We start from the raw sequence: 20,312 nt of genomic DNA, 5'->3' as shown, positions 1-20,312 counted from the left end.
ATGCGCCAGCCCACGGTGCCGCCAACGGCCGGCCTGCCACTACAGCTCGGCGACCTCTGGCCTTCGGGTGCGGGCAGCCTGGCAGGACAGCTGGCTGGCTGGCTGGGCGTGGAGGCGGTGCAACTCGAATGCTCGGGGACCTCGGCCCTGATGGTGGCGCTGCGCAGCCTGCAGGCCCTCAGTCCTGGGCGCAGCGAGGTCGTTGCACCGGCCTATACCTGTCCGCTGGTGGCGCTGGCGATTGCGCAGTGCGGGCTGCAACTGCGCCTGTGCGATTTGCGCGCCGATGCGCTGGACATGGACCCTGTCTGCCTGCAGCGCCTGTGCAGCGACCGGACGCTGGCCGTGCTGCCCACGCATCTGTGCGGGCGTGTGGCCGATGTGGACGCCGCCCTGCAATGCGCGCGCGCCGTGGGCGCCTATGTGATCGAGGATGCCGCCCAGGCGCTGGGAGCGCGCAGCGGCGGAGCTTCGGTGGGCCTCAAAGGCGATATCGGCTTTTTCAGCCTGGCCGTCGGCAAGGGGTTGAGCACCTTTGAAGGTGGCGTGCTGATGGCGCGCGAGCCTTCCATGCGTGCTGCGCTGAGCGCAGCCGGCGCCGCCACCCGGTTCAGCCTGTGGTGGGAGCTGCGCCGCAGCATCGAGCTGCTGGGCTACGCCATGCTCTACCGGCCCTCGGGTCTGCGCATGGCCTATGGCAAGCCGCTGGAGAAATCATTGTCGTGTGGTGACTGGGTAGAGGCCGCAGGCGATGACTTCGACGATCTCATTCCCCAGCACAGTCTGGGGCGCTGGCGCCAGAGCGTGGGGGCCAGGGCATTGCGGCGGCTGGAGGGGTTTCAGCAGCAAGCATCCGGACAGGCCCGCCTGCGCATCGCTCAGTTGCAGGCTTGCGGGCTGGAAGTGGTGCAGGATGCCGTGCCCCGGGCACAGGGCGTGTGGCCGGTGATCCTGCTGCGCATGCCGAGCCAGCAGGCCAGGGATGCCGTGCTGCGCGCGCATTGGGGCGGTGGCTGTGGTCTGTCTCTGCCCTTTGTCCATGTGCTGCCCGACTATGGCCGCTACGACCATGTACTGGGTGCTGCACGCGACGATGCGGTCAGCCAGGCGCGCGACTGGGCGCAGCGCTTGCTGGCCATCAGCAATAGCCCATGGCTGGATGACGAGCGCTTTGCGGATTTGCTGGACACGCTGGCAGCACGCTGATATGCCTACGCCTACGCCTACGCCTGCAATCTGTCTGCAATAACGATATAGAAATCCATTCGTTCTGTTTTCGCCGGCTCGTTTCTACACTGAACTTGAACGGACTGCATGGCCTGTTGCCCCGCAGATCAAGGCACAAGGAGTGGTGAAAATGGGAGTAGGAAAACGCTCAAGGCAAGCGCTGTCAAGCGCGGCGGGGGCCTGCCAGCACGATGTGGATGTTCTGGTTATCGGCGCTGGGCCAGCAGGGGCATGGGCTGCCATCAGTGCGGCCAGCCAGGGGGCAAACGTGCTGCTGGTCGACAAGGGATATTGCGGAACATCGGGCGCAACTGCACCTTCGGGCTGCGGCGTTTGGCATGTCGACAATACCGGGGATTTGCGTGAGAAAGCCAAAGCCAGCCGTTACACCATGGGCGGCATGCTGGCCGAGCAGGCATGGATGGATCGGGTGCTGGAGCAGACCTGGAACAACATCGAGCTGTTGACTGAATGGGGCTACCCGTTTCCTGTCGATGTGGAAGGCAAGCTGCGGCGCAACTCCCTGCAAGGCCCTGAATATATGCGTTTGATGCGCAAGCAGGTCAAGGCTGCCGGCGTACGTATTCTTGACCATAGCCCGGCGCTGGAATTGCTCGTGGATGACGCTGGCACGGTATGCGGCGCAACAGGTGTGCGCAGGCAAGCCGAAGATACCTGGGTTGTGCGTGCAAGTGCAACCATCATTGCCACCGGCGGCTGCGCTTTTCTTAGCCGCGCGCTGGGCTGCAATGTGCTGACCGGTGATGGATACCTGATGGCCGCCGAGGTGGGGGCACAGCTCTCGGGCATGGAATTCTCCAATGCCTATGGGCTGGGGCCGGCGTTCTCTTCGGTCACCAAGTCCCTGTTCTACAACTGGGCCAGTTTTTACTATGCAGACGGCTCGCTGATCGATGGTGCAGGGTCTTCGCGTGGGCGCAGCATCATTGCGCAGACGTTGCAAACACAGCCTGTTTTTGCGCGCTTGGATAAAGCCGATGCGAGCATTCAGGCATGGATGCGCACGGCACAGCCCAACTTCTTTGTCTCGTTTGACCGCAAAGGCATCAACCCTTTTCATGAAATGTTCCCGGTCAGCTTGCGGCTGGAAGGAACGGTGCGTGGCACTGGCGGTCTGAATGTGGTGGATGCCGACTGTGCAACCTCCGTGGCCGGGCTGTACGCTGCAGGCGATGCAGCAACGCGCGAGCTGATCTGTGGTGGCTTTACCGGGGGCGGCAGTCATAACGCAGCCTGGGCGCTCTCTTCGGGATTCTGGGCTGGTGCCGGCGCTGCGCGCTTTGCCTTGCATAACCCGATGAAAAAACGGCTGCTTTACCGCGCAGGCAGTCCAGGTCTTGAGGAGCAGGGTCAAGCTCGGCTGGACAGCAGTCAGCTGATTCAAGCGGTACAGGCCGAAGTCTTCCCGTACGAGCGCAACTGGAATCGCCAATCCGATGAGTTGCAGCAGTCTCTGCAGAACCTTGATGCCTTGTGGCTGCGCCTGCGTACTGGTGTGCAGTTCCAGTCCATCGAAGAGCGCCTGCGCCTGAGGGAGGCAACAGCCATGCTGGCTACCTCGCGATGGATGTACCGGAGTGCCTTGCAGCGTACCGAAACCCGGGGCATGCATCGCCGTCGCGATCATCAAGAATTGGACCCTGGCCAGAGACATCGATTGATTTCTGGCGGCCTTGATGAAGTCTGGGTGCGTCGTCAGCGGGTCAAAGAAGTGCCGTCTTCCGAAGGAGTGCTCGCATGATCGAAATCATCAGCTCAGAGCGTTGCACCGGCTGCAATATCTGCGTCCATGCCTGTCCTACCAATGTGTTCGACATGGTCAAAGGGCAGGCTCCGCGCATTGCCCGGCAAAGCGATTGCCAGACTTGCTTTATGTGCGAGCTGTATTGCCCCGAGGACGCCTTGTATGTTGCCCCGGTGGCAGATGCGGCTGCCCATGTGGATGAGCTTTCGCCTGCCACGCAAGCTTTGCTGGGCAGCTATCGCGCCTCCGTTGGTTGGGGCAAAGGTCGCCAATCTACCGCGGCACTGGATGCCAGCTACGAGCTGCTGGCGCGTGCGCATTAGAAATTTTGTCATCCATGTCAGAACATGAAATCCGTTTGTCGGAAGCAGGCTCTTGTGCCGCTTTCAATCGTCGTCAATGGCTGCTTGGCGCTTTGGCGGCAAGTATTCCCATGCTGGGTGAAGCGCAGTCTCAAAGCGCGGCGCAGACCTTGCGTATCGGCTATATCGGTCCTGGAAAGAGGCCTGCTTATGCCACGGGCTGGGCGCTGCAGCAGGGCATCTTGCAGCGAGAACTGAGCACGTTGGGCTTCTCCCAGGTCGTGACCCGTGTGTTTCCCAATGGACCGGACTTGAACGAAGCATTCATTGCCGACCATCTGGACATCGGCATCTATGGCGACACACCCGCAGTGGTCGCCCATGCGCAAGGCTTTCAAGGCAAGTTGCTGGGTTTTGATTGCGTGGGCATGAACACCTGGCTGCTGACGCCCAAGGCTGGCATCAAGACGGTGGAGGAGCTCAAGGGCAAAGTCGTTGGCGTGGCTCTGGGCTCATACATGCACCGCTTTGTGCTGGGTCTGCTCAGGCAGCATGGTTTGAGCGGCAGGGTCAAGGTGGTGCATATGCTGCCGCGCGACGGTGCACCGGCGCTGGAGCGTGGGGATGTGGCTGCGTTTGCCGCACCTATCAATATGGGGCCGTTGCTGGCGCAGCAAGGCTTTCCGGTTCTGGCAGAGGCTGCGCAGTATCCGACGCTGCTGGGCACATCGGTCATTGTGATTTCTCCCAAACTGCTTGCGAGGTTGCCGCAATTTCCTGCTACCTGGGGTCGCGCACGCAGCATTGCCCTGGGGGAGATTCGTAGCGACAGCGCAGCGTATCTGGCGTTTCATGCCGAGGCCAGCGGTTTCCCGGTGCCTGCGGTCAAAGCCTCTGTGGCATTGAGTAATCTGCCCGCTCAGGCCTATCCGGAGCAAGGCTTGCATTTGATCTCCGAGGCCAAACGCTTCCTGCTCAATGAAAAGCTGGTGCGCAAGGATTTTTCCGTTGAGAGCTGGAAGATTCCCGGGTTTTCATGAGCTTTTCTTCTGACAAGATCGTTGGAATCAAGCGATATTTTCCCTTGCTTCAGTGGGATCCGTCATGGCGGAGACTCTGCATTTCTGTCCGGACTCCCTGGCTTTCAGTGCTGTCTCGCGCTCGGCGATATAGCTGCGCGTGAGCGGTACGGCATCCTGCCTGCGCGCCAGCTGAACCTGGAAGATGGCGATGTCCTGATAGCGGAACGCGGTCTCCGACATGGACAGATAGAACTCCCACATGCGGCAGAAGCGCTCGTCATACAGGGCGGCGGCTTCGGCACGGCGTGCCATGAAACGCTCGCGCCACAGGCGCAGGGTCTGGGCATAGTGCAGGCGCAGCACCTCGATATCGCAGATCACCAGCCCCGCGCGCTCTATGGCCGGCGTGAACTCCGACATCGACGGGATATGGCCGCCGGGAAAGATGTAGCGCTCTATCCAGGGATTGTTGAAGTCGGGCACATCGCTGTTGCCGATGAAGTGCAGCAGCATCACGCCGTCCTCGCTGAGCAGCTCATGGCATTTGCGGAAGAAGGCGTCATGGAATCTCGTGCCCACATGCTCGAACATGCCGACAGAGACGATGCGCTCGAACGGCCCCTGTGTGTCGCGGTAGTCTTCCAGCCGGTACTCCAGCCGCTCGCCATGGATGGATTGCGAGGCCCTGGACTGCGCGCCGGCCAGCTGCTCCGTGGACAGCGTGATGCCTGTGACATGGCCGGCACCGCCCACCTCGGCCAGATAGCGCGAGAGACCGCCCCAGCCGCAGCCTATGTCGAGCACGCGCTGGCCCGGCTCGATCAGCAGCTTGGCGGCGATATGGCGCTTCTTGGCCAGTTGTGCCGTTTCCAGGTCTTCGTTACCCTGCTCGAAATAGGCGCAGGAGTACTGGCGCTCGCTGTCGAGAAACAGCTGATAGAGCCGGTCGTCCAGATCGTAGTGATGCGCCACGTTGGCACGCGACTTGCCGCGCAGATTGTTCTGCAGCAAGGGCCGCAGCTTCATGCGCCAGGCATCGAGCAAGCGTACCGTGGCGCTGACGGGCACCTGCCTGGCGCCGCGTAGCACCAGCTCCAGCACGTCATAGACCGTGCCTTGCTCGACCAGCAGGCGCTGCTGCATGAACAGCTCGCCAAAGTTGAGGTCGGGATCGCGCAGCAGTGCAATGACGGCGCGTCTGTCGGCAAAACGCAGGCGCGCCTGGGGTTGGCCGCCGTCGCCGAAGATCAGCGCCTTGCCTGAAGGGGTGGTGACTTCGAGCCGTCCCGTTTTGACCAGAGGTGCAAATACCTGTTGCAGCAATTTTTCGGTCAACCGGTCCAGCATGTCAGCTCCTTGAAGCGAAGTGTTGAAAAGTGGTCGGTGGAATCGCTCTAACTCGTGCTGCTGAGCGCTATGTGCTGTATCAGCCGCTGGTTCAATGCATGCTGCCCGGCCTGCCAGCCGGCCAGCGTAGCGGCGTCAATCTGTGTGTCCTGGCCGTCGCCCGCGCTCATCAGTCGTTTCCACCAAGTGCCATAGTGCCATGACGACACGTCACCCGTGATATCACTGCCCGTGATCTGTCCGCGCAGCGCATCGATCAGCTGCACGGCCTGCTCTTCCAGCATCCGGCCCTGGTCCCAGTTGGTGCGCACGACTTCGGCGGCGAACACATCCTTGTCTATGCTCAGATAGGTGTCCTGCGGCCAGTCATGTAGATGGTTGGACAGCGCCTGTACCAGCTCCGAGATATTGGCAAAGCTGCGAAACGCCTTGCCCGCGCCCAGGCGCCGGGCCCAGCCGGTGTCCACGCCGCAGCTCCAGTAGGTGAGCTTGCCGGCGCGCAGCGGCCGCAGATAGTTTTCCCAGGCGTGGCCCGAGCCTATGTCCTGCGAGGTGATGCCTGCCACATGGACCTGCGACACGGCCGGGTGCATGGCCACGCGTCGCACCCAGGAGCCGCAGTGCACGCCCCAGGGAAAGCGCATATTGTCCGGGTGGTTGTCCAGCACCACCACGCGCAGCGGATGCTTGGCGCTGAAGCCCTTCTGGGCGATGCAGCGCTCGATCAGCGGCCAGCTCAGATGGTGAAAGTCGCCGCTGCCCATGAGCACGGTACCGTGCTGCGCGGGCAACTGCTCCTGCATGGCCAGGCTGAAGCGCCTGAAGCTGCGCAGGCCGCAGCCAAAGCGCACCAGTTCCTGCCACTGGGCGAGCGCAAGCCGCTTCTCCTGGAGCAGCGGGCCTACCGATCCATCGACATCCAGCACCACAGGTGTTTGTTGCATCATGGCTTGTCACTCCACTGGCGATCGCTTTCAAACAGACCGGAGAAGCGTCGCCCCAAGGCGCGCAGCACGGGATTGCGGATGAAGACCAGATGCTGCGTCATGGTGAAGCTGGCGCCGAGCTGGGCCTTGACTTCCGGGTCGGTCCAGCCCGCCACATAGTGGGACAGGCCCCGCTCCAGTGCGTATTCGAGATTGACCATCCAGCTCACGAAATAGAGATTCGCTTCGCGCGCTGCGGGGTAGCACAGACCTATGTATTTGTCGATCAACCTGCCGTCATGCTCGAAGCACAGATTCCAGCCCAGCAGAGCATCGCTTTGCCGATCCCGGTACTCGAACACGATGCCGCCGTTGTCCGCATCGCGCAGTAAGTCGGCAAAGAAGCCGCGCGTGAGTTTGTCGAAGTGAATGTCGCTTTGCGCATACACAGCATCAAACAGCGCATAGTAGGCGTCCACCTGGGCATCAGCGGCAAAGGCTGCGCCGGTAGGGATACGCTGGACGGAGAGCTGTGCGCGGCTCTTGAGCTTGCGCCTGAGGCTGCTGCGGCGGTTCTTGGACAGGCCGGCCAGATACTCGTCCGTGCTGGCAAAGCCAAGAGGTACATAGGCCAGTGCCTGGCCTTCGAGCGCCACAAAGCCTTGCTCGGCCAGTGCCTGGGACAAGGCCTTGGCAAAGTCGTTGTCGCTGGCGCTCAGCAGGGGTGATGCCTGCGGCAGATCCTTGACGATGGTGAGCATGGTCCGGCCCGCCACGGCGCGCAGTTGCCGCGCCAGCGTGGCCGCATCCACGCCCTGGGGCAGGGGCGCATACTCGCTGACCGTGCTGCCGATGAAGTCCGTCTTCAGCCTGAGCCTGGAGCTCAGCCAGCGCCCGCCCGGCAACGACAGAAGACGCGCCTTGAGCGCGTCTTCTGCGGTGGTCAGCAAATCGAAGGGGGCGGTGAATGCTGGCGCCGGCCATTCCTTCAGCAAGGCAAAGCCTTCTGGAGGATGGTTGGAGAACTGCTGCAGCAAGCCACTGGGTTCGAGCTGGTTGCGGAAATTTTCCGTCGCCATTTCGCCTTTTTGTAGTCGGTTTTGATGGCGCCTGAGTGTGTCTGCAGCGCAGAAAACTGGCACAACCCAAGCAAGAGACAACGAGCAAGACCTGGGCGGCCCCCGCCGCCGCACAGCGAGGCTGTCTTCCCCCTCCCGAAGACAGAGGGGGAAGCGGCGGGGCCGCCTAGGCAAAGCCGCTCAGGGGGTTACGCCTTTTTAGCCTTGGTCAGCAACTGATCCAGCAGCACCATGGCTTCGTCGATCTCGCTGCGCGAAATCATCAGCGAAGGCGCGAAGGTGATCACGTTCTTGTAGTAGCCGCCCACGTCCAGCACCAGGCCGCGTTTCTGGCCCTGGTATTCCAGGCCGCCTTCGAGGCCGATGTCCACCATCTTGTCCAGCAGCGCCTTGTTGGGCGAGAAGCCGTCCTCGGTGCAGATTTCGGCACGCAGCGCCAGGCCCAGGCCGTCCACATCGCCGATTTCCTTGTGGCGCTTTTGCAGCTCCTTGAGGCCTTCGAGGAAGTAGGCACCCGATTCGCGCACCTGACGACCGAAGTCCATCTCGTGGGTCATCTTCATGACTTCCAGGCCCAGGGCCGTACCCAGCGGGTTGGAGGCAAAGGTGGAATGGGTGGATCCGGGCGGGAACACCGTGGGGTTGATCAGCTCTTCGCGTGCCCACAGGCCGGACAGCGCATTCAGGCCATTGGTCAGGGCCTTGGCAAACACCAGCACATCGGGCTGGATGCCGAAGTTTTCCACCGACCACAGCTTGCCGGTACGCCAGAAGCCCATCTGGATTTCATCGACCACCAGCAGTACGCCGTGGTCGTCCAGTACCTTCTTCAGGCCGGTAAAGAAGTTGGCAGGCGGGATCACGTAGCCACCGGTGCCCTGAATGGGCTCGATGTAAAAGGCTGCGTATTCGCACTGGTTGGTCTTGGGGTCCCAGACCGCGTGGTATTCGTTTTCGAACTTGCGACGGAAGTCGGCCACGATGGATTCCGCGTACTCCTCTGCCGTCATGCCCTTGGGGCGGCGGAAGGGGTAGGGGAAGGGGATGAACTGCGCGCGGTCGCTGAAGTGGCCGAAACGGCGGCGATAGCGGTAGCTGGAGGTGATCGAGGACGCGCCCAGCGTACGGCCGTGATAGCCGCCTTCGAACGCGAACATCAGGCTCTTGCCGCCGCTGGCGTTGCGCACGACCTTCAGCGAGTCCTCGATGGCTTGCGCGCCGCCCACGTTGAAGTGCACGCGGCCGTCGTGGCCCCATTTGCTCTTGGCGTCTTCGGCAATGAACTTGGCCAGTTCGATCTTGGTGGGGTGCAGATACTGGCTGGCCACCTGGGGCAGCTCCTGCAGCTGCTCGATCATCTTGGCTTCAAGACGCTTGTTCTTGTAGCCGAAGTTGACGGCCGAATACCACATCTGCAGATCGAGGTAGGACGTGCCGGCATCGTCGTACATATAGCTGCCTTCGCAGCCCGTGAAGATCTTTGGAGGATTGACGTAGTGGACGGTGTCGCCAAACGAGCAGTATTTGGCTTCGTCAGCCAGCAATTGGGCAGTATTGATCACAGCAGAAAGCGCTCCGCAAAAATGGATTCGGTCAACGGTATGCGGCAGCAGTGTGCGTTTGCAATATTTCCGGGCTGTCGAGCATTTGTGTGGGAATTGTGGAGAGCTCTGCGTCGGGCGATTTCCAGCGCCGCAAACGGCGGCAACAGGTGTCCGGGCGCGCGCAGCTGCCAGCAGCAGCTTGCCCGACCCTGTTCAAGGTCCGGGGCGCGGCTTGCTGCAGGTCCTTGAGGCGGCGTCCAGACTGCTGCCGAATCCGGGCCGATCAGCCCAGTGCCACCACGCGCAGCACCTCGGCACCATAGGCATCGAGCTTCTTGGCGCCCATGCCGCTGACGCCCTGTAGCTCCTGCAGGCTCTGGGGATTGAGTTCGGCAATCGATGCCAGGGTGGCGTCGTGGAAGATCACATAGGCCGGCAGATTGTGAGATTTGGCCACTTCGGCGCGCCAGGCCTTGAGGTTGATGAAGCGCACCTGTGCGTCGGGACCCAGATTGACCGCAGCTGCATTGGCAGCGGACTTCTTGCCCTGCTTCTTGCTGCGCGATGCGGCCACGGCCTCGCGCAGCTGTACCTGCACCTCGCCCTTGAGCACGGCACGCGAGCCCGCGGCCAGGCACAAGGTGTCAAACACATGGCCGCTGTTCTCGCTCACCACCTTGTGCAGGCCCAGGGCCCCCGTGGCCAGCAACTGGCGCATCACAGCGCGCAGCTGTGGCTCCGAATACTCCTTGCCGATGCCGAAGGTGGATACCTTGTCATGCCCGTACTGCGTGACCTTGTCCGTCTCCTTGCCGCGCAGCACGTCCATGATGTGGCCCGCACCATAGGTCAGGCCGCTGGCTTCGTGCACGCGGAAGATGGTGGACAGCAGCTTGCGTGCCGCATCCGTGCCATCCCATAGCGCCGGCGGTTCCAGGCAGTTGTCGCAGTTGCCGCAATGGGTGCGGGCAACGGCCTGCAGTGGCTTGCCATCCAGGCTCGGCTCCTGTCCATACTGCTCGCCAAAATAGGCCAGCAGCCGCACGCGGCGGCAGTCCGTGGCCTCGGCCAGACCGAGCAGGGCATCGAGCTTGCCGCGCATCACCTGCTTGAACTGTTCTTCGGCCGGGCTTTCGTCGATCATGCGGCGCTGGTTGACCACGTCGCTGAGACCGTAGGCCATCCAGGCATCGGCGGGCAGGCCGTCGCGGCCCGCACGGCCGGTTTCCTGGTAGTAGCCCTCGATGTTCTTGGGCATGTCCACATGGGCCACAAAGCGCACATCGGGCTTGTTGATGCCCATGCCGAAGGCGATCGTGGCGCACATCACCACGCCTTCTTCGCGCAGAAAACGGTCCTGATGATTCTGGCGCATTTCCTGGGGCAGGCCGGCGTGATAAGGCAGGGCATTGATGCCGTTTTGCACCAGGGTCTGGGCCAGCTCCTCGACACGCTTGCGCGACTGGCAATAGACCACGCCGGCCTCGCCCTCGTGCTCGCGTTCGATAAAGCGCAGCAGCTGGTTGCTGACGTCTTTTTTCTCGGCGATCTTGTAGCGGATGTTCGGGCGGTCGAAACTGCTGATGAAATGCTGGGCTGCTTCCAGCTGCAGGCGCTCGATGATGTCGGCGCGCGTCAGCGCATCGGCCGTGGCCGTCAGCGCGATGCGTGGCACCTCGGCATAGCGTTGGTGCAGCACGCTCAGCGCGCGGTATTCGGGGCGGAAGTCGTGTCCCCACTGACTCACGCAATGCGCTTCGTCGATGGCGAACAGCGACAGCTTGCCCTGGGCATGCAGATCGTCGAGCAGACCCAGAAAACGTGGCGTGTTCAGCCGCTCGGGCGCGGCGTAGAGCAGGGTGATGTCGCCGCTTTGCAGGCGCAGCTCCACCTCCTGCGTCTCGTCGTAGCTCAGGGTGGAGTTCAGATAGGCGGCGCTGATGCCGGCCTCATGCAGCGCACCGACCTGGTCGTGCATGAGCGCGATCAGCGGCGAGACCACGATCGTCACGCCATGGCCGAGCTGCTGGCGCGCAATGGCCGGAACCTGGTAGCACAGCGATTTGCCGCCGCCCGTGGGCATGAGCACCAGCGCATCGCCGCCGTTGATGACATGCGAGACGATGGCCTGCTGGGGGCCACGGAATTGCTCGTAGCCAAAAACGGCTTGCAGAATGGATTGCGCGGAAGACACCGGGTACTCTTGAATCGATAGCTGGTAGCGCTTGCTGGATATGGGGAAGAGGCCGATTTGGCCTCTGGTGCAAGCATCAGAACTGGCCCTATTGTGCGCCGCGACCCGGCGCGCTGCCCAGGCCGGGTTATGCGCAATCAGCCAGCCTGCCCTATGGTGGAGGGCGAAAAATGCGCATCCAGCTCGTAGAGATCGGCGGGATAGGTCAGGCGCACAAAGGTGATGGGCAACTGCCCGGTCCAGGTACGGCGGTCGATCACCAGACAGGGAAAGCCGGGCTTGATCTCCAGCAAGCCGGCGGTTTCCTCGCTGGCCGCTTCGGCACGAATGCGGTGTTCGGCCGAGCTCCAGGGCACGTGGTTGACCATCCAGGAGCTGGGACTGTGCTCGGTGAAAGGCTCGTGCTCGGCGTCCGGCACGGATTCGAGATTGATCAGGCGGTCTTCGATGCAGAACGGACGCGATCCCGCCATGTGCAGGCACAGCACATGGACGATGGGGGCAGGCCGGGCCATGCGCATGGCCTCCATGTCCTCGCGCGTGCTGCGCCGCTGCGTGCGGCCAAGCAGCCTGCTCGAATACTCCTGCCCCATGCCCAGCACCACCTGGCGCAGATCGGGAATCTCCAGCACGGCAGAGCTGGTTTGCGGGCGCGTCACAAAGCTTCCCGCCTTGCGCTTGCGCACCAGCAGACCGGCTTCTGCCAGCTTGTTGAGCACCTTGCTCACCGTCATGCGCGAGCATTGGTAATGGACGGTCAGCTCCATCTCCGACGGAATGCGATAGCCGGGTGGCCAGCGGCCACTGAGAATGTTCTGTTCAATCTCGGTGAGAATTTTCCCGTGCAGCGACATCGAAGAGTGTTTGTCCATGGAGTGGATTACACCAGCAAATCCGGCCGGGTGCCGCTGCGCGTTCTAGGCGTTCAATACGGAGCGTGCAATGATGGTGCGCTGAATCTCGGAAGAGCCTTCGTAGATGCGCAGGATGCGGGCGTCGCGCACATAGCGCTCCAGGGGCATTTCACGGGTATAGCCGTAGCCGCCATGGATCTGCAGCGCCTCGTCGGTCACGAAGCCCACCATTTCCGAGGCGAACAGCTTGGCCATGGCCGACTGTTGGGTGAAGGGCTGGCCCTGCTGGCGCAGTGCCAGGGCCTGCATGGTCAGCGCCCAGGCGGCTTCCAGGCGCAGCTTCATGTCGGCGATCTTGAACTGTATGCCCTGCTTGTTGGCTATCGGTTCGCCGCCCACCAGACGCTGGTTGGCCCAGTCGGCCGCTGCCTTGAGCGCGGCCTCGGCGATGCCCAGAGAGGTCGCAGCCACGTCCAGGCGGCTGTTGTCCAGCACCTTCATGGCGGTCTTGAAGCCACTGCCCTCGGCACCGAGGCGGTTGGCGGCAGGAACGCGCACGCTGTCCAGCGAGACTTCAAAGGCATGGCCGCCGCGAATGCCCATGAGCTTCTCGGGCGACGAAATCTGTATGCCGGGCAGATCGCGCGGCACGATGAAGGCGCTGACCCCGCGTGCCGCAGCCTCCGCATCGGTCTTGGCGAACACCACCATGAAGCGGGCCTCCGCCGCATTCGAGATGAAGTGCTTGACGCCCGTGATCAGATAGTCGTCGCCGTCGCGCACGGCCCGGGTACGCATGTCTGCAGGGTGGGAGCCACCGCGCGGCTCGGTCAGCGCAAAGGCCGCCAGCCATTCCCCGCTGGCGCAGCGCGGCAGCCATTGCTCGCGCTGCGTCTCGTCGCCAGCTATGAGAACGGCATCCGTGCCCAGGTAGTGAGCACCGATCATGGACGAGGTCGCGGCACAGGCGCGCGAGATGGCGACCAGCGACATCAGCATGGCGGTGGGGGTGACGCCCGGCCCGCCAAAGCGTTCCGGCAGATTCATGCCCATCACGCCCAGCGCGGACAGGCCGGGCACATGGCGTGTGGCAGAAAAAGCCTCCTCGTCCATGGCTTGGGCCACGGGCGCCAGGGTTTCCTCGGCAAAGCGTGCAACGGCATCGGCAACGGCCTGATCTTCTTCGGTCGCGCCCAGACGAATCAATGACATGGCGGTCTCTCCTTGTTTTCTGTCAATCAAAATCAACCCAAAGCGCCTGCTTCGCGCAAGGCGGCAATGGCGTCCGTGCTGCGGCCCAACCAGCTTTGCAGCAGCAGCTCCGTGTGCTCGCCCAGGGCCGGTGCGCGTTGCGCACGATTGGGCAAAGCGCCGTTGAAATGCACGGGCTGTGTCGGCAGCTGCAGGCCCGGAAGGCGCTCGTCCTCGACCTCGCAGAGCAGGCCACGCGAGCGGATCTGCTCGGAGTTCAGGGCCTGCTCTATGTTCCAGATGGGGGCTGCGGGAACGCCTGCGGCTTCGAGCCGCGCCATCACATCGGCCACATCGTGCTGCGTACTCCAGCCCTCCAGCGCGGCGCGCAATGCAGGCTCGTTGGCCGAGCGGGTTTCATCGCTGGCAAAACGCGGATCGCTGGCCAGCTCGGGCTGCTCCATCGCGGCCGCAGTGGCATCGAACAGCTTCTTGTTGAGCACGGCCAGGGCGTAGTGGCCGTCCCGAGCCCTGTAGACGCCAAACGGCGCCGAGAGCGGATGCCGGTTGCCCACACGCCGTGCAGGCAGGCCGGTGAACAGATAGCGCGACATCGATGTCGCCAGAAAGCTCAGCGTGGTGTCGAACATGGCGACATCGACATGCTGGCCGGTGCCGGTTCTCTGCGCCTGCAGCAGGGCTGCCAGTGTCGCCCAGGAGGCAAACAGGCCGGCAACCACATCGCTGACCGCTTCACCGACCAGGGTGGGCGCGCCTTGAGGTTCGCCGGTGGCTTCCATCAGGCCGCTCATGGCCTGAACAATGATGTCGTAGGCCGGGCGATGGGCCAGCGGGCCGGTCTGGCCGAAGCCGGAGACGCTGACATACACCAGCCGGGGATTGAGGGCGCGCAGCGTTTCGGGGCCGATGCCCAGGCGCTCGGCCACGCCCGGCCTGAAGTTCTCGACCACCACATCGACCTGCCGGGCCAGCTCATGCACCACGGCGACCGCATCCGCATGCTTGAGGTCCAGCACCAGGCTTTGCTTGTTGCGATTCATGACCGTGAACAAGGCGCTTTGCCCATTCTTCATGGGCCCGATGGCGCGGTAGTCGTCGCCCTGAGGCGGCTCCACCTTCACGACTTCCGCGCCCAGATCGGCCAGCAAGGCCGTGGACATGGGGCCCGCCAGAACCCGGGTGAAGTCCAGGATGCGGATGCCGTCCAGCGGACGGGAGGCAGTTTTTTCGGTTGATGCAAGCATGGGAGTCCTGCTGTTGATCTGAAGCGATGCCTGCATGCTGCCCAAAACATGAATCAATGGAAAATATTCATTTCCCATTCACTGGATTCAAAAAATTGATTCAGATAAATCTGCGCCAGCTCGAATATTTTGTCGCCGCCGCACGCCACGGCAGCACGGCCAAGGCGGCGCTGGCCATCAATGTTTCACAGCCCTCCATCTCCAAGGCGATTGCCGACCTGGAGGCCCAATGGGGTGAGCCGCTGTTCGTGCGTCGCCATGCCCGCGGTATGGACTTGACGGCCGCGGGCAGCGCACGTCAGCGTGAGGCGCAGGCATTGATAGAGCGCGCACGGCTGCTGCAGGGGCCGCGCACACAGGCTATGGCCGGACTGCTGCGCCTGGGCTATCTGAGCACGTTGGGGCCGCGCTGGGTGCCGGCCATCGTGGCGCAGATGCGCAAAAGCTACCCGCAGGTGGAGATCGAACTCGTTGATGGCGACATCGAGAGTCTCACGCGGCGGCTGGAGCGTGGCGAACTCGATGCAGCGCTGCAATACGACCTTGGTCTGGCGCGTCCGCGCCTGGATATGGCCCATGTGGCGGACCTGACGCCCTATGCGCTGCTGCCTTGGGGCCATGCCCTGGCGGACAAGGCCACGGTGCGCCTGACAGACTTGGCGCTCTGCCCCCTGGTGCTGATAGGCCTGCCTCACAGTCGCGAGTATTTCCTGTCTCTGTTCCGCGAGGCGGGCGCCACGCCACAGATCGCCTTCGAGACCGGATCGCTGGAGATGGCTCGCTCTCTCGTGGCCAATGGCCTGGGTGTCGGTTTGCTGACGACGAGACCTGTGGTGGACAAGTCGCAAGACGGCAAGCGCCTGGGCTGCCGGCGTTTGCGTGGTCCGGTGGCCCGGCAGTCGGTGGTGGTGGCTTTCCCGAGGGATATGGCTTCCCCTTTGATCCAGCCGCTGCTGCCCGTGGCCCGCTCGGTGTTCGCGCGCGCAGGCTGAAGGCCGGACCAGGGCTGCAGCAAGGCTCCCCCGCGATTTCCCGGACAGGGAAGATATGTATATACAGGTATGTGCAACTCTAGGATTCTCGAGTCCGGAGGCATGGGCGCAAGAAGGAAGAAATGCACAGAACCGGTGCAGCCCATTCGCTCTTTGCACCAGACAAAGCGTGAATCCGCACCTGGAGTTGCATGCAGCTTCCGGTAAGACAGGTGGCAGACACAGCGATGAGACTGGCACACATCCTGCTTTGTCGGGAAATGTATAGACAGTTCTATTGGGGTTTGACATGGCAGTTGTGGAGCACATGCAGTTGTCCGAGGAGGACATCACCGCATTCGAGCGCGACGGCGTCATCGTGATCCGTCAGGCGTTCAACGATTGGATGGAGCCGTTGCGCGAGGGCGTGCGTAGGCTGATGGCCGATCCGGGCCCCATGGAACGCTCGGTGGTGCCTGCCGACGGTTCGGCGGCCTTTTTTCAGGATCTATGCAACTGGCAGCGTATCCCTGAATTCAGCGATTTCGTGCTGCGCTCTCCGGCTGGCTCACTGGCCGCGCAACTGATGCGCTCGCGCACAGCGCGCTTCTTTCACGACCATGTGCTGGTCAAGCAGCCTGGAGGCAGCACCGTTACCCCCTGGCACCAGGACCAGCCGTATTACTGCGTGGATGGCCGGCAGAGCGTGAGTTTTTGGACGCCGCTGGATCCTGTGGTGCGCTCGGTGGTGATGGAGTGCGTGCGCGGCTCGCACCGCTGGGGCCAGGATTTTCGGCCCATGCGCTTCGACGGCACGCGCCTGTATGAGAACGACAGCTATGCCGCGCTGCCAGACATCGATGCGGCACGCGACCAGTTCGATATCGCGGGCTGGGACATGGAGCCTGGCGACGTGATCGCCTTCAATTTCCGAACCGTGCACGGCGCACCCGGTAACCGATCGCAGATCGCGCGCAGGGTGTTCTCGGCGCGTTGGGTGGGTGATGACGCCGTCTATGCAGACCGCGGCGGCAAAGGATCGCCACCGATCAAGGGACTTACCATGAAGCATGGCGATCCCTTCGATGACCCGATGTTCCCTGTGGTCTGGCGCGATGGCGCGCCGGCTGTCTAGGTCCCAGGTGGAGGCAGGCCGGCCGCACCAGGCGCCTGCGCAGTGTTGTCAATCTCGTCGAGAGGAATATTCCATGTCCATGATGAAGAAAACCGTGCTGGCTCTTTCGTTGGCAGCAGGTCTGTCCGGGGCGGTCCTGGCGCAGGAAACCAAGGTGTCCGTCGCCATGTCCGGCTGGACGGGCTTCGGCCCGCTGACGCTGGCCAAGGATGCAGGCATCTTCAAGAAGCTGGGGCTTGATGTGAGCATCCGCAAGATCCCTCAGAAGGATCGCCATCTGGCGATCGCCTCGGGCGACGTGCAATGTGCCGCCACTTCAACCGAGACCTGGATCGTCTGGAACGCCAACGGCGTGGCCACGACCCAGATCTTCAAGATGGACCAGGGTATGGGTGCCGACGGTATCGTGGCCAGGCCCGGCATCGAGAAGGTCGAGGATCTCAAGGGCAAGACCATTGGAGTGTCTGCGCCCGGCACCAATCCGTATTTCTCGCTGGCCTGGATCCTCAAGAAGCACGGCATGACGCTCAAGGATGTGAAGATGGTGACGCTGGAACCAGCCCAGGCAGCCAATGCGCTGATCGCAGGCAACAGCGGACTGGACGCAGCCATGACCTATGAGCCATATCTGGGCTTGGTGCGCAGCCAGCCCGACAAGGGCAAGCTGATTGCCGACTCCAAGCAGTACTCCATGGTGTTCGACACCTTCGGCTGCACGCCAAAGTTCCTCAAGGACAACCCCAAAGCCGCCAAGGCGCTGACCGAAGGCTATTTCGAGGCGCTGGACATGATCGAGAAGGACAGGACCAAGGCCTTCACCATCATGGGGGCCGACCTCAAGCAGACGGCCGAGCAGTTCGAGACCTCTCAAAGCAAGATCAAGTGGGCCGACCGCGAGGCCAACATTCGCTTTTTCAATGGGGAGATCCAGGCCTTCAACAAGGAAGCAGCCACCTTGCTGCTGGAAACCGGCGTGATCCGTGCCATTCCCGCCAATCTCGACAGCCTGTTTGACACCCAGTTCCTGAGGAAGTGACCATGGTCTCCGTCAGTTCCATAGACAAGCAGGCGGTGGCGGGAGAGCCCGCCGCTGCGCCGGCTTCCCACGGACCTCGCAAGATGAAGCTGCTGCATCCGATAGAACCTCGTGTCCGCCTTTTTCTGGGGGTGGCATTTTTCGCGCTATTCCTGCTGTTCTGGACGTTCCTGACGGTGGCCGGCATCGTCGCTCCCCATTTCCTGGCATCGCCCTTGCAAGCGCTGAAAGCGGCCTGGAAACTGTTCACCGAATTCGGCTTCCTGAACGATGTGGGCATGACGGTATGGCGGGTGATGGGCGGCTTTGTGCTGGCGGCCGTGATCGCCGTGCCCCTGGGCATTGCGATGGGAGCATACAAGCCCATAGAGGCCATATTCGAGCCCTTCGTCTCGTTCGCGCGCTATCTGCCGGCCTCTGCCTTCATCCCGCTGCTGATCATGTGGGTGGGCATAGGCGAGGCGCAGAAGCTGTCCATCATCTTCATCGGCTGCTTCTTCCAGCTCACGCTGATGGTGATGATGATCGTCGGCAATGCGCGGCGTGACTTGGTCGAAGCCGCTTACACGCTGGGCTCCACCGACTCCAGCGTGATCCGGCGCGTGCTGCTGCCCGGTGCTGCTCCCGAAATCGCCGAGGCCTTGCGCCAGGTGTTGGGTCTGGGCTGGACCTATGTGGTGGTCGCCGAGTTGATCGGCGCTGCCTCGGGCATAGGCCACATGATCATGGACAGCCAGGCGTTGATGGCCACCGACAACATCATTGCCGGCATCGTCATCATCGGCCTCGTGGGCCTGACTTCGGACCTGCTGTTCAAGAAGCTGAACCAACTGCTTTTCCCCTGGAGCCTGATGCGATGAGCCGCCTGTCCATACGCCAAGTCACCAAGGTCTTCCAGGGCACGGCCCGGGGAGCCTCTCCCACCACGGCGTTGCAGCCCACGAGCCTGGAGGTGGCTGACAACGATTTCATCACCGTGCTGGGGCCTTCGGGATGCGGTAAGTCCACGCTGCTGCGGCTGGTGGCGGGGCTGGAGACGCCCACTGGCGGCGAGATACTCCTCGATGGCCATCGTGTCGAAGGGCCGGGCGCTGACCGTGGCGTGGTGTTTCAGAGTTATACGTTGTTTCCCTGGCTCAACGTGCGCCAGAACATCTGTTTCGGTCTGCGCGAGAAGGGAGTGCCTGAGGCCCAGCAAAAGGAGATCAGCGAGTACTTCATCGCCAGCGTGGGGCTGCGCGGCTTTGAGCAGCACTTTCCCAAGCAACTGTCTGGTGGCATGCAGCAGCGCGTGGCCATAGCACGGGCGCTGGCCAACGATCCCAAGATCCTGCTGCTGGACGAGCCGTTTGGCGCGCTGGACAACCAGACCCGGGTGGTCATGCAGGAGTTGCTGCTGGGCATCTGGGAAAAGCACCGCAAGACTGTGATCTTCGTCACGCACGACATCGACGAGTCCATCTTCATGGCCAGCCGCGTGGCGGTATTCAGCGCCCGCCCGGGCCGCATCAAAGCCGACATTCCTGTGAACTTGCCACATCCACGTCACTACACGGTCAAGACATCATCGGAATTCATGGAGCTTAAAGCCCGACTGACAGAAGAGATTCGCGCCGAGGCGCTGGCGGCTGCTGCACACTGAGGGTTTTCATGACCACAGTCCACACCATGCCTTCCCGCCTCACCGCTACTCGTTTTTCCTCACCGACAGCGGAGGTGCCAATGGCCCTGTACCAGCAGGTCAAGGACCATGTGCTGCGCAAGATCGGCGACGGTTCGCTGGCGGCCGGTGCGCGCGTGCCTTCCGAGCAGGAGCTGGTCAACGAGTTCGGCGTGGCGCGCATGACGGTGAACCGTGCGCTGCGCGAACTGGCAGAGCAGGGCGTGATCGTGCGTGTGGCGGGGGTCGGCTCTTTCGTGGCCGAGGAAAAGCCGCAATCGACCCTGCTGCGCATCGCCAATATCGGTGAAGAGATCACCCAGCGCGGGCATGACCATCGCTTCGAGCTGCTCGACATGCGCCGCGAGTCCGCCTCGCCCGAGGTCGCCGCGGCGCTGGACCTGGCGGTCGGCGCCTCGGTCTTTCATCTGCATGGCGTGCACTTCGAAAACGAGCTGCCGGTTCAGATCGAAGACCGCTATGTGAACCCCCGTCTGGTCCCCGACTTCATGGACCAGGATTTCTCTGCCGTGCAACCCTCGGTCTATCTGGTGCGCAATGTGCAGTACGACCAGATCGAGCATGTGGTCGATGCGATCTTGCCTACGGCCGAGCAGGCCCGACTGTTGCAGATGGCTCTCGACCAGCCTTGTCTGATGCTCACGCGCCGTACCTGGCTGCGCGGCGTCCCTATCACCTGGGTGCATTGCGTGCATCCGGGCATGCGCTACCGACTCGGTAGCCGTTTCCGAACCGATTCAGTGCACGGCGGCTGATCCCGGCCAGGCCCTTGA

18 protein-coding genes are annotated in these 20,312 nt (G+C 62.6%); 10 read left to right on the top strand and 8 right to left on the bottom strand.

All coding sequences use genetic code 11. The annotated features are described in order from the left end of the window. The 4 genes from V8Z78_RS10905 (at position 1) to V8Z78_RS10890 (ending at position 4,334) form a co-directional block, all read left to right on the top strand. Positions 1–1,206 carry a DegT/DnrJ/EryC1/StrS family aminotransferase gene (locus V8Z78_RS10905; protein WP_349731361.1) on the top strand — a complete coding sequence of 402 codons (1,206 nt, stop codon included), beginning with the start codon at positions 1–3 and terminating at the stop codon, positions 1,204–1,206. A 151-nt stretch (positions 1,207–1,357) separates the two neighbouring features. Then, positions 1,358–2,989 carry an FAD-dependent oxidoreductase gene (locus V8Z78_RS10900; protein ID WP_034363127.1) on the top strand — a complete coding sequence of 544 codons (1,632 nt, stop codon included), beginning with the start codon at positions 1,358–1,360 and terminating at the stop codon, positions 2,987–2,989. Continuing rightward, positions 2,986–3,315 (top strand): 4Fe-4S dicluster domain-containing protein, encoded by a 330-nt coding sequence (locus V8Z78_RS10895; RefSeq protein WP_003069544.1) that lies wholly within the window; start codon positions 2,986–2,988, stop codon positions 3,313–3,315. The genes V8Z78_RS10900 and V8Z78_RS10895 overlap by 4 nt, the downstream gene beginning before the upstream one ends. A 14-nt stretch (positions 3,316–3,329) precedes the next feature. Beyond that, on the top strand, positions 3,330–4,334 hold the full coding sequence (locus V8Z78_RS10890) for an ABC transporter substrate-binding protein (protein ID WP_280006480.1): 1,005 nt from the start codon (positions 3,330–3,332) through the stop codon (positions 4,332–4,334). A gap of 27 nt (positions 4,335–4,361) precedes the next feature. On the opposite strand, the gene V8Z78_RS10885 is transcribed toward V8Z78_RS10890, so the two are convergent. The 8 genes from V8Z78_RS10885 to V8Z78_RS10850 all read right to left on the bottom strand — a co-directional run bounded on the left by V8Z78_RS10885 (position 4,362) and on the right by V8Z78_RS10850 (position 14,794). Next, a complete protein-coding gene (locus tag V8Z78_RS10885) occupies positions 4,362–5,663 on the bottom strand; it encodes an SAM-dependent methyltransferase (RefSeq protein WP_057094281.1) in 1,302 nt (433 codons plus the stop codon). Between the two features lie 47 nt (positions 5,664–5,710). Further along, positions 5,711–6,610: an arginase family protein gene (locus V8Z78_RS10880; RefSeq protein ID WP_349731360.1), complete on the bottom strand. Its 900-nt coding sequence runs from the start codon at positions 6,608–6,610 to the stop codon at positions 5,711–5,713. Then, complete coding sequence (locus V8Z78_RS10875; protein ID WP_046461139.1) at positions 6,607–7,668, bottom strand: GNAT family N-acetyltransferase; 1,062 nt, start codon at positions 7,666–7,668, stop codon at positions 6,607–6,609. The genes V8Z78_RS10880 and V8Z78_RS10875 overlap by 4 nt, the downstream gene beginning before the upstream one ends. A gap of 188 nt (positions 7,669–7,856) precedes the next feature. Further along, the gene (locus V8Z78_RS10870; protein WP_057094282.1) at positions 7,857–9,230 is read right to left on the bottom strand and encodes an aspartate aminotransferase family protein; all 1,374 of its coding nucleotides are present in this window, start codon (positions 9,228–9,230) and stop codon (positions 7,857–7,859) included. Between the two features lie 265 nt (positions 9,231–9,495). Then, complete coding sequence (gene recQ / locus V8Z78_RS10865; protein WP_003069534.1) at positions 9,496–11,406, bottom strand: DNA helicase RecQ; 1,911 nt, start codon at positions 11,404–11,406, stop codon at positions 9,496–9,498. Positions 11,407–11,543: 137 nt separating this feature from the next. Beyond that, entirely contained in the window at positions 11,544–12,278 is a 735-nt protein-coding gene (gene hutC, locus V8Z78_RS10860; RefSeq protein WP_231879760.1) for a histidine utilization transcriptional repressor HutC, read from the bottom strand. Positions 12,279–12,323: 45 nt separating this feature from the next. Next, complete coding sequence (locus V8Z78_RS10855; RefSeq protein WP_349731359.1) at positions 12,324–13,472, bottom strand: acyl-CoA dehydrogenase family protein; 1,149 nt, start codon at positions 13,470–13,472, stop codon at positions 12,324–12,326. A gap of 32 nt (positions 13,473–13,504) precedes the next feature. After that, the gene (locus tag V8Z78_RS10850; RefSeq protein ID WP_349731358.1) at positions 13,505–14,794 is read right to left on the bottom strand and encodes a CaiB/BaiF CoA transferase family protein; all 1,290 of its coding nucleotides are present in this window, start codon (positions 14,792–14,794) and stop codon (positions 13,505–13,507) included. 17 nt (positions 14,795–14,811) lie between these two features. Here V8Z78_RS10850 and V8Z78_RS10845 point away from each other — a divergent pair, with 17 nt between their 5' ends. The 6 genes from V8Z78_RS10845 (at position 14,812) to hutC (V8Z78_RS10820) (ending at position 20,294) form a co-directional block, all read left to right on the top strand. Next, on the top strand, positions 14,812–15,708 hold the full coding sequence (locus V8Z78_RS10845; RefSeq protein WP_349731357.1) for a LysR substrate-binding domain-containing protein: 897 nt from the start codon (positions 14,812–14,814) through the stop codon (positions 15,706–15,708). A 289-nt stretch (positions 15,709–15,997) separates the two neighbouring features. Next, positions 15,998–16,822, top strand: coding sequence for a phytanoyl-CoA dioxygenase family protein (locus tag V8Z78_RS10840; RefSeq protein ID WP_279086914.1), 825 nt, complete (start codon positions 15,998–16,000; stop codon positions 16,820–16,822). A gap of 73 nt (positions 16,823–16,895) precedes the next feature. Continuing rightward, positions 16,896–17,858: an ABC transporter substrate-binding protein gene (locus tag V8Z78_RS10835; protein WP_012836652.1), complete on the top strand. Its 963-nt coding sequence runs from the start codon at positions 16,896–16,898 to the stop codon at positions 17,856–17,858. Positions 17,859–17,860: 2 nt separating this feature from the next. Continuing rightward, positions 17,861–18,718 (top strand): ABC transporter permease, encoded by an 858-nt coding sequence (locus tag V8Z78_RS10830; RefSeq protein WP_349731356.1) that lies wholly within the window; start codon positions 17,861–17,863, stop codon positions 18,716–18,718. After that, on the top strand, positions 18,715–19,500 hold the full coding sequence (locus V8Z78_RS10825) for an ABC transporter ATP-binding protein (RefSeq protein ID WP_012836654.1): 786 nt from the start codon (positions 18,715–18,717) through the stop codon (positions 19,498–19,500). Before V8Z78_RS10830 ends, V8Z78_RS10825 begins: the two co-directional genes overlap by 4 nt. A gap of 80 nt (positions 19,501–19,580) precedes the next feature. Next, a complete protein-coding gene (hutC, locus tag V8Z78_RS10820) occupies positions 19,581–20,294 on the top strand; it encodes a histidine utilization transcriptional repressor HutC (protein WP_012836655.1) in 714 nt (237 codons plus the stop codon). The last annotated feature ends 18 nt before the right edge of the window (positions 20,295–20,312 follow it).

This window comes from Comamonas sp. wu1-DMT (assembly GCF_040187805.1).
GTDB classification, from domain to species: domain Bacteria; phylum Pseudomonadota; class Gammaproteobacteria; order Burkholderiales; family Burkholderiaceae_C; genus Comamonas; species Comamonas thiooxydans.
This window is presented reverse-complemented; position numbering and strand designations above follow the sequence as displayed.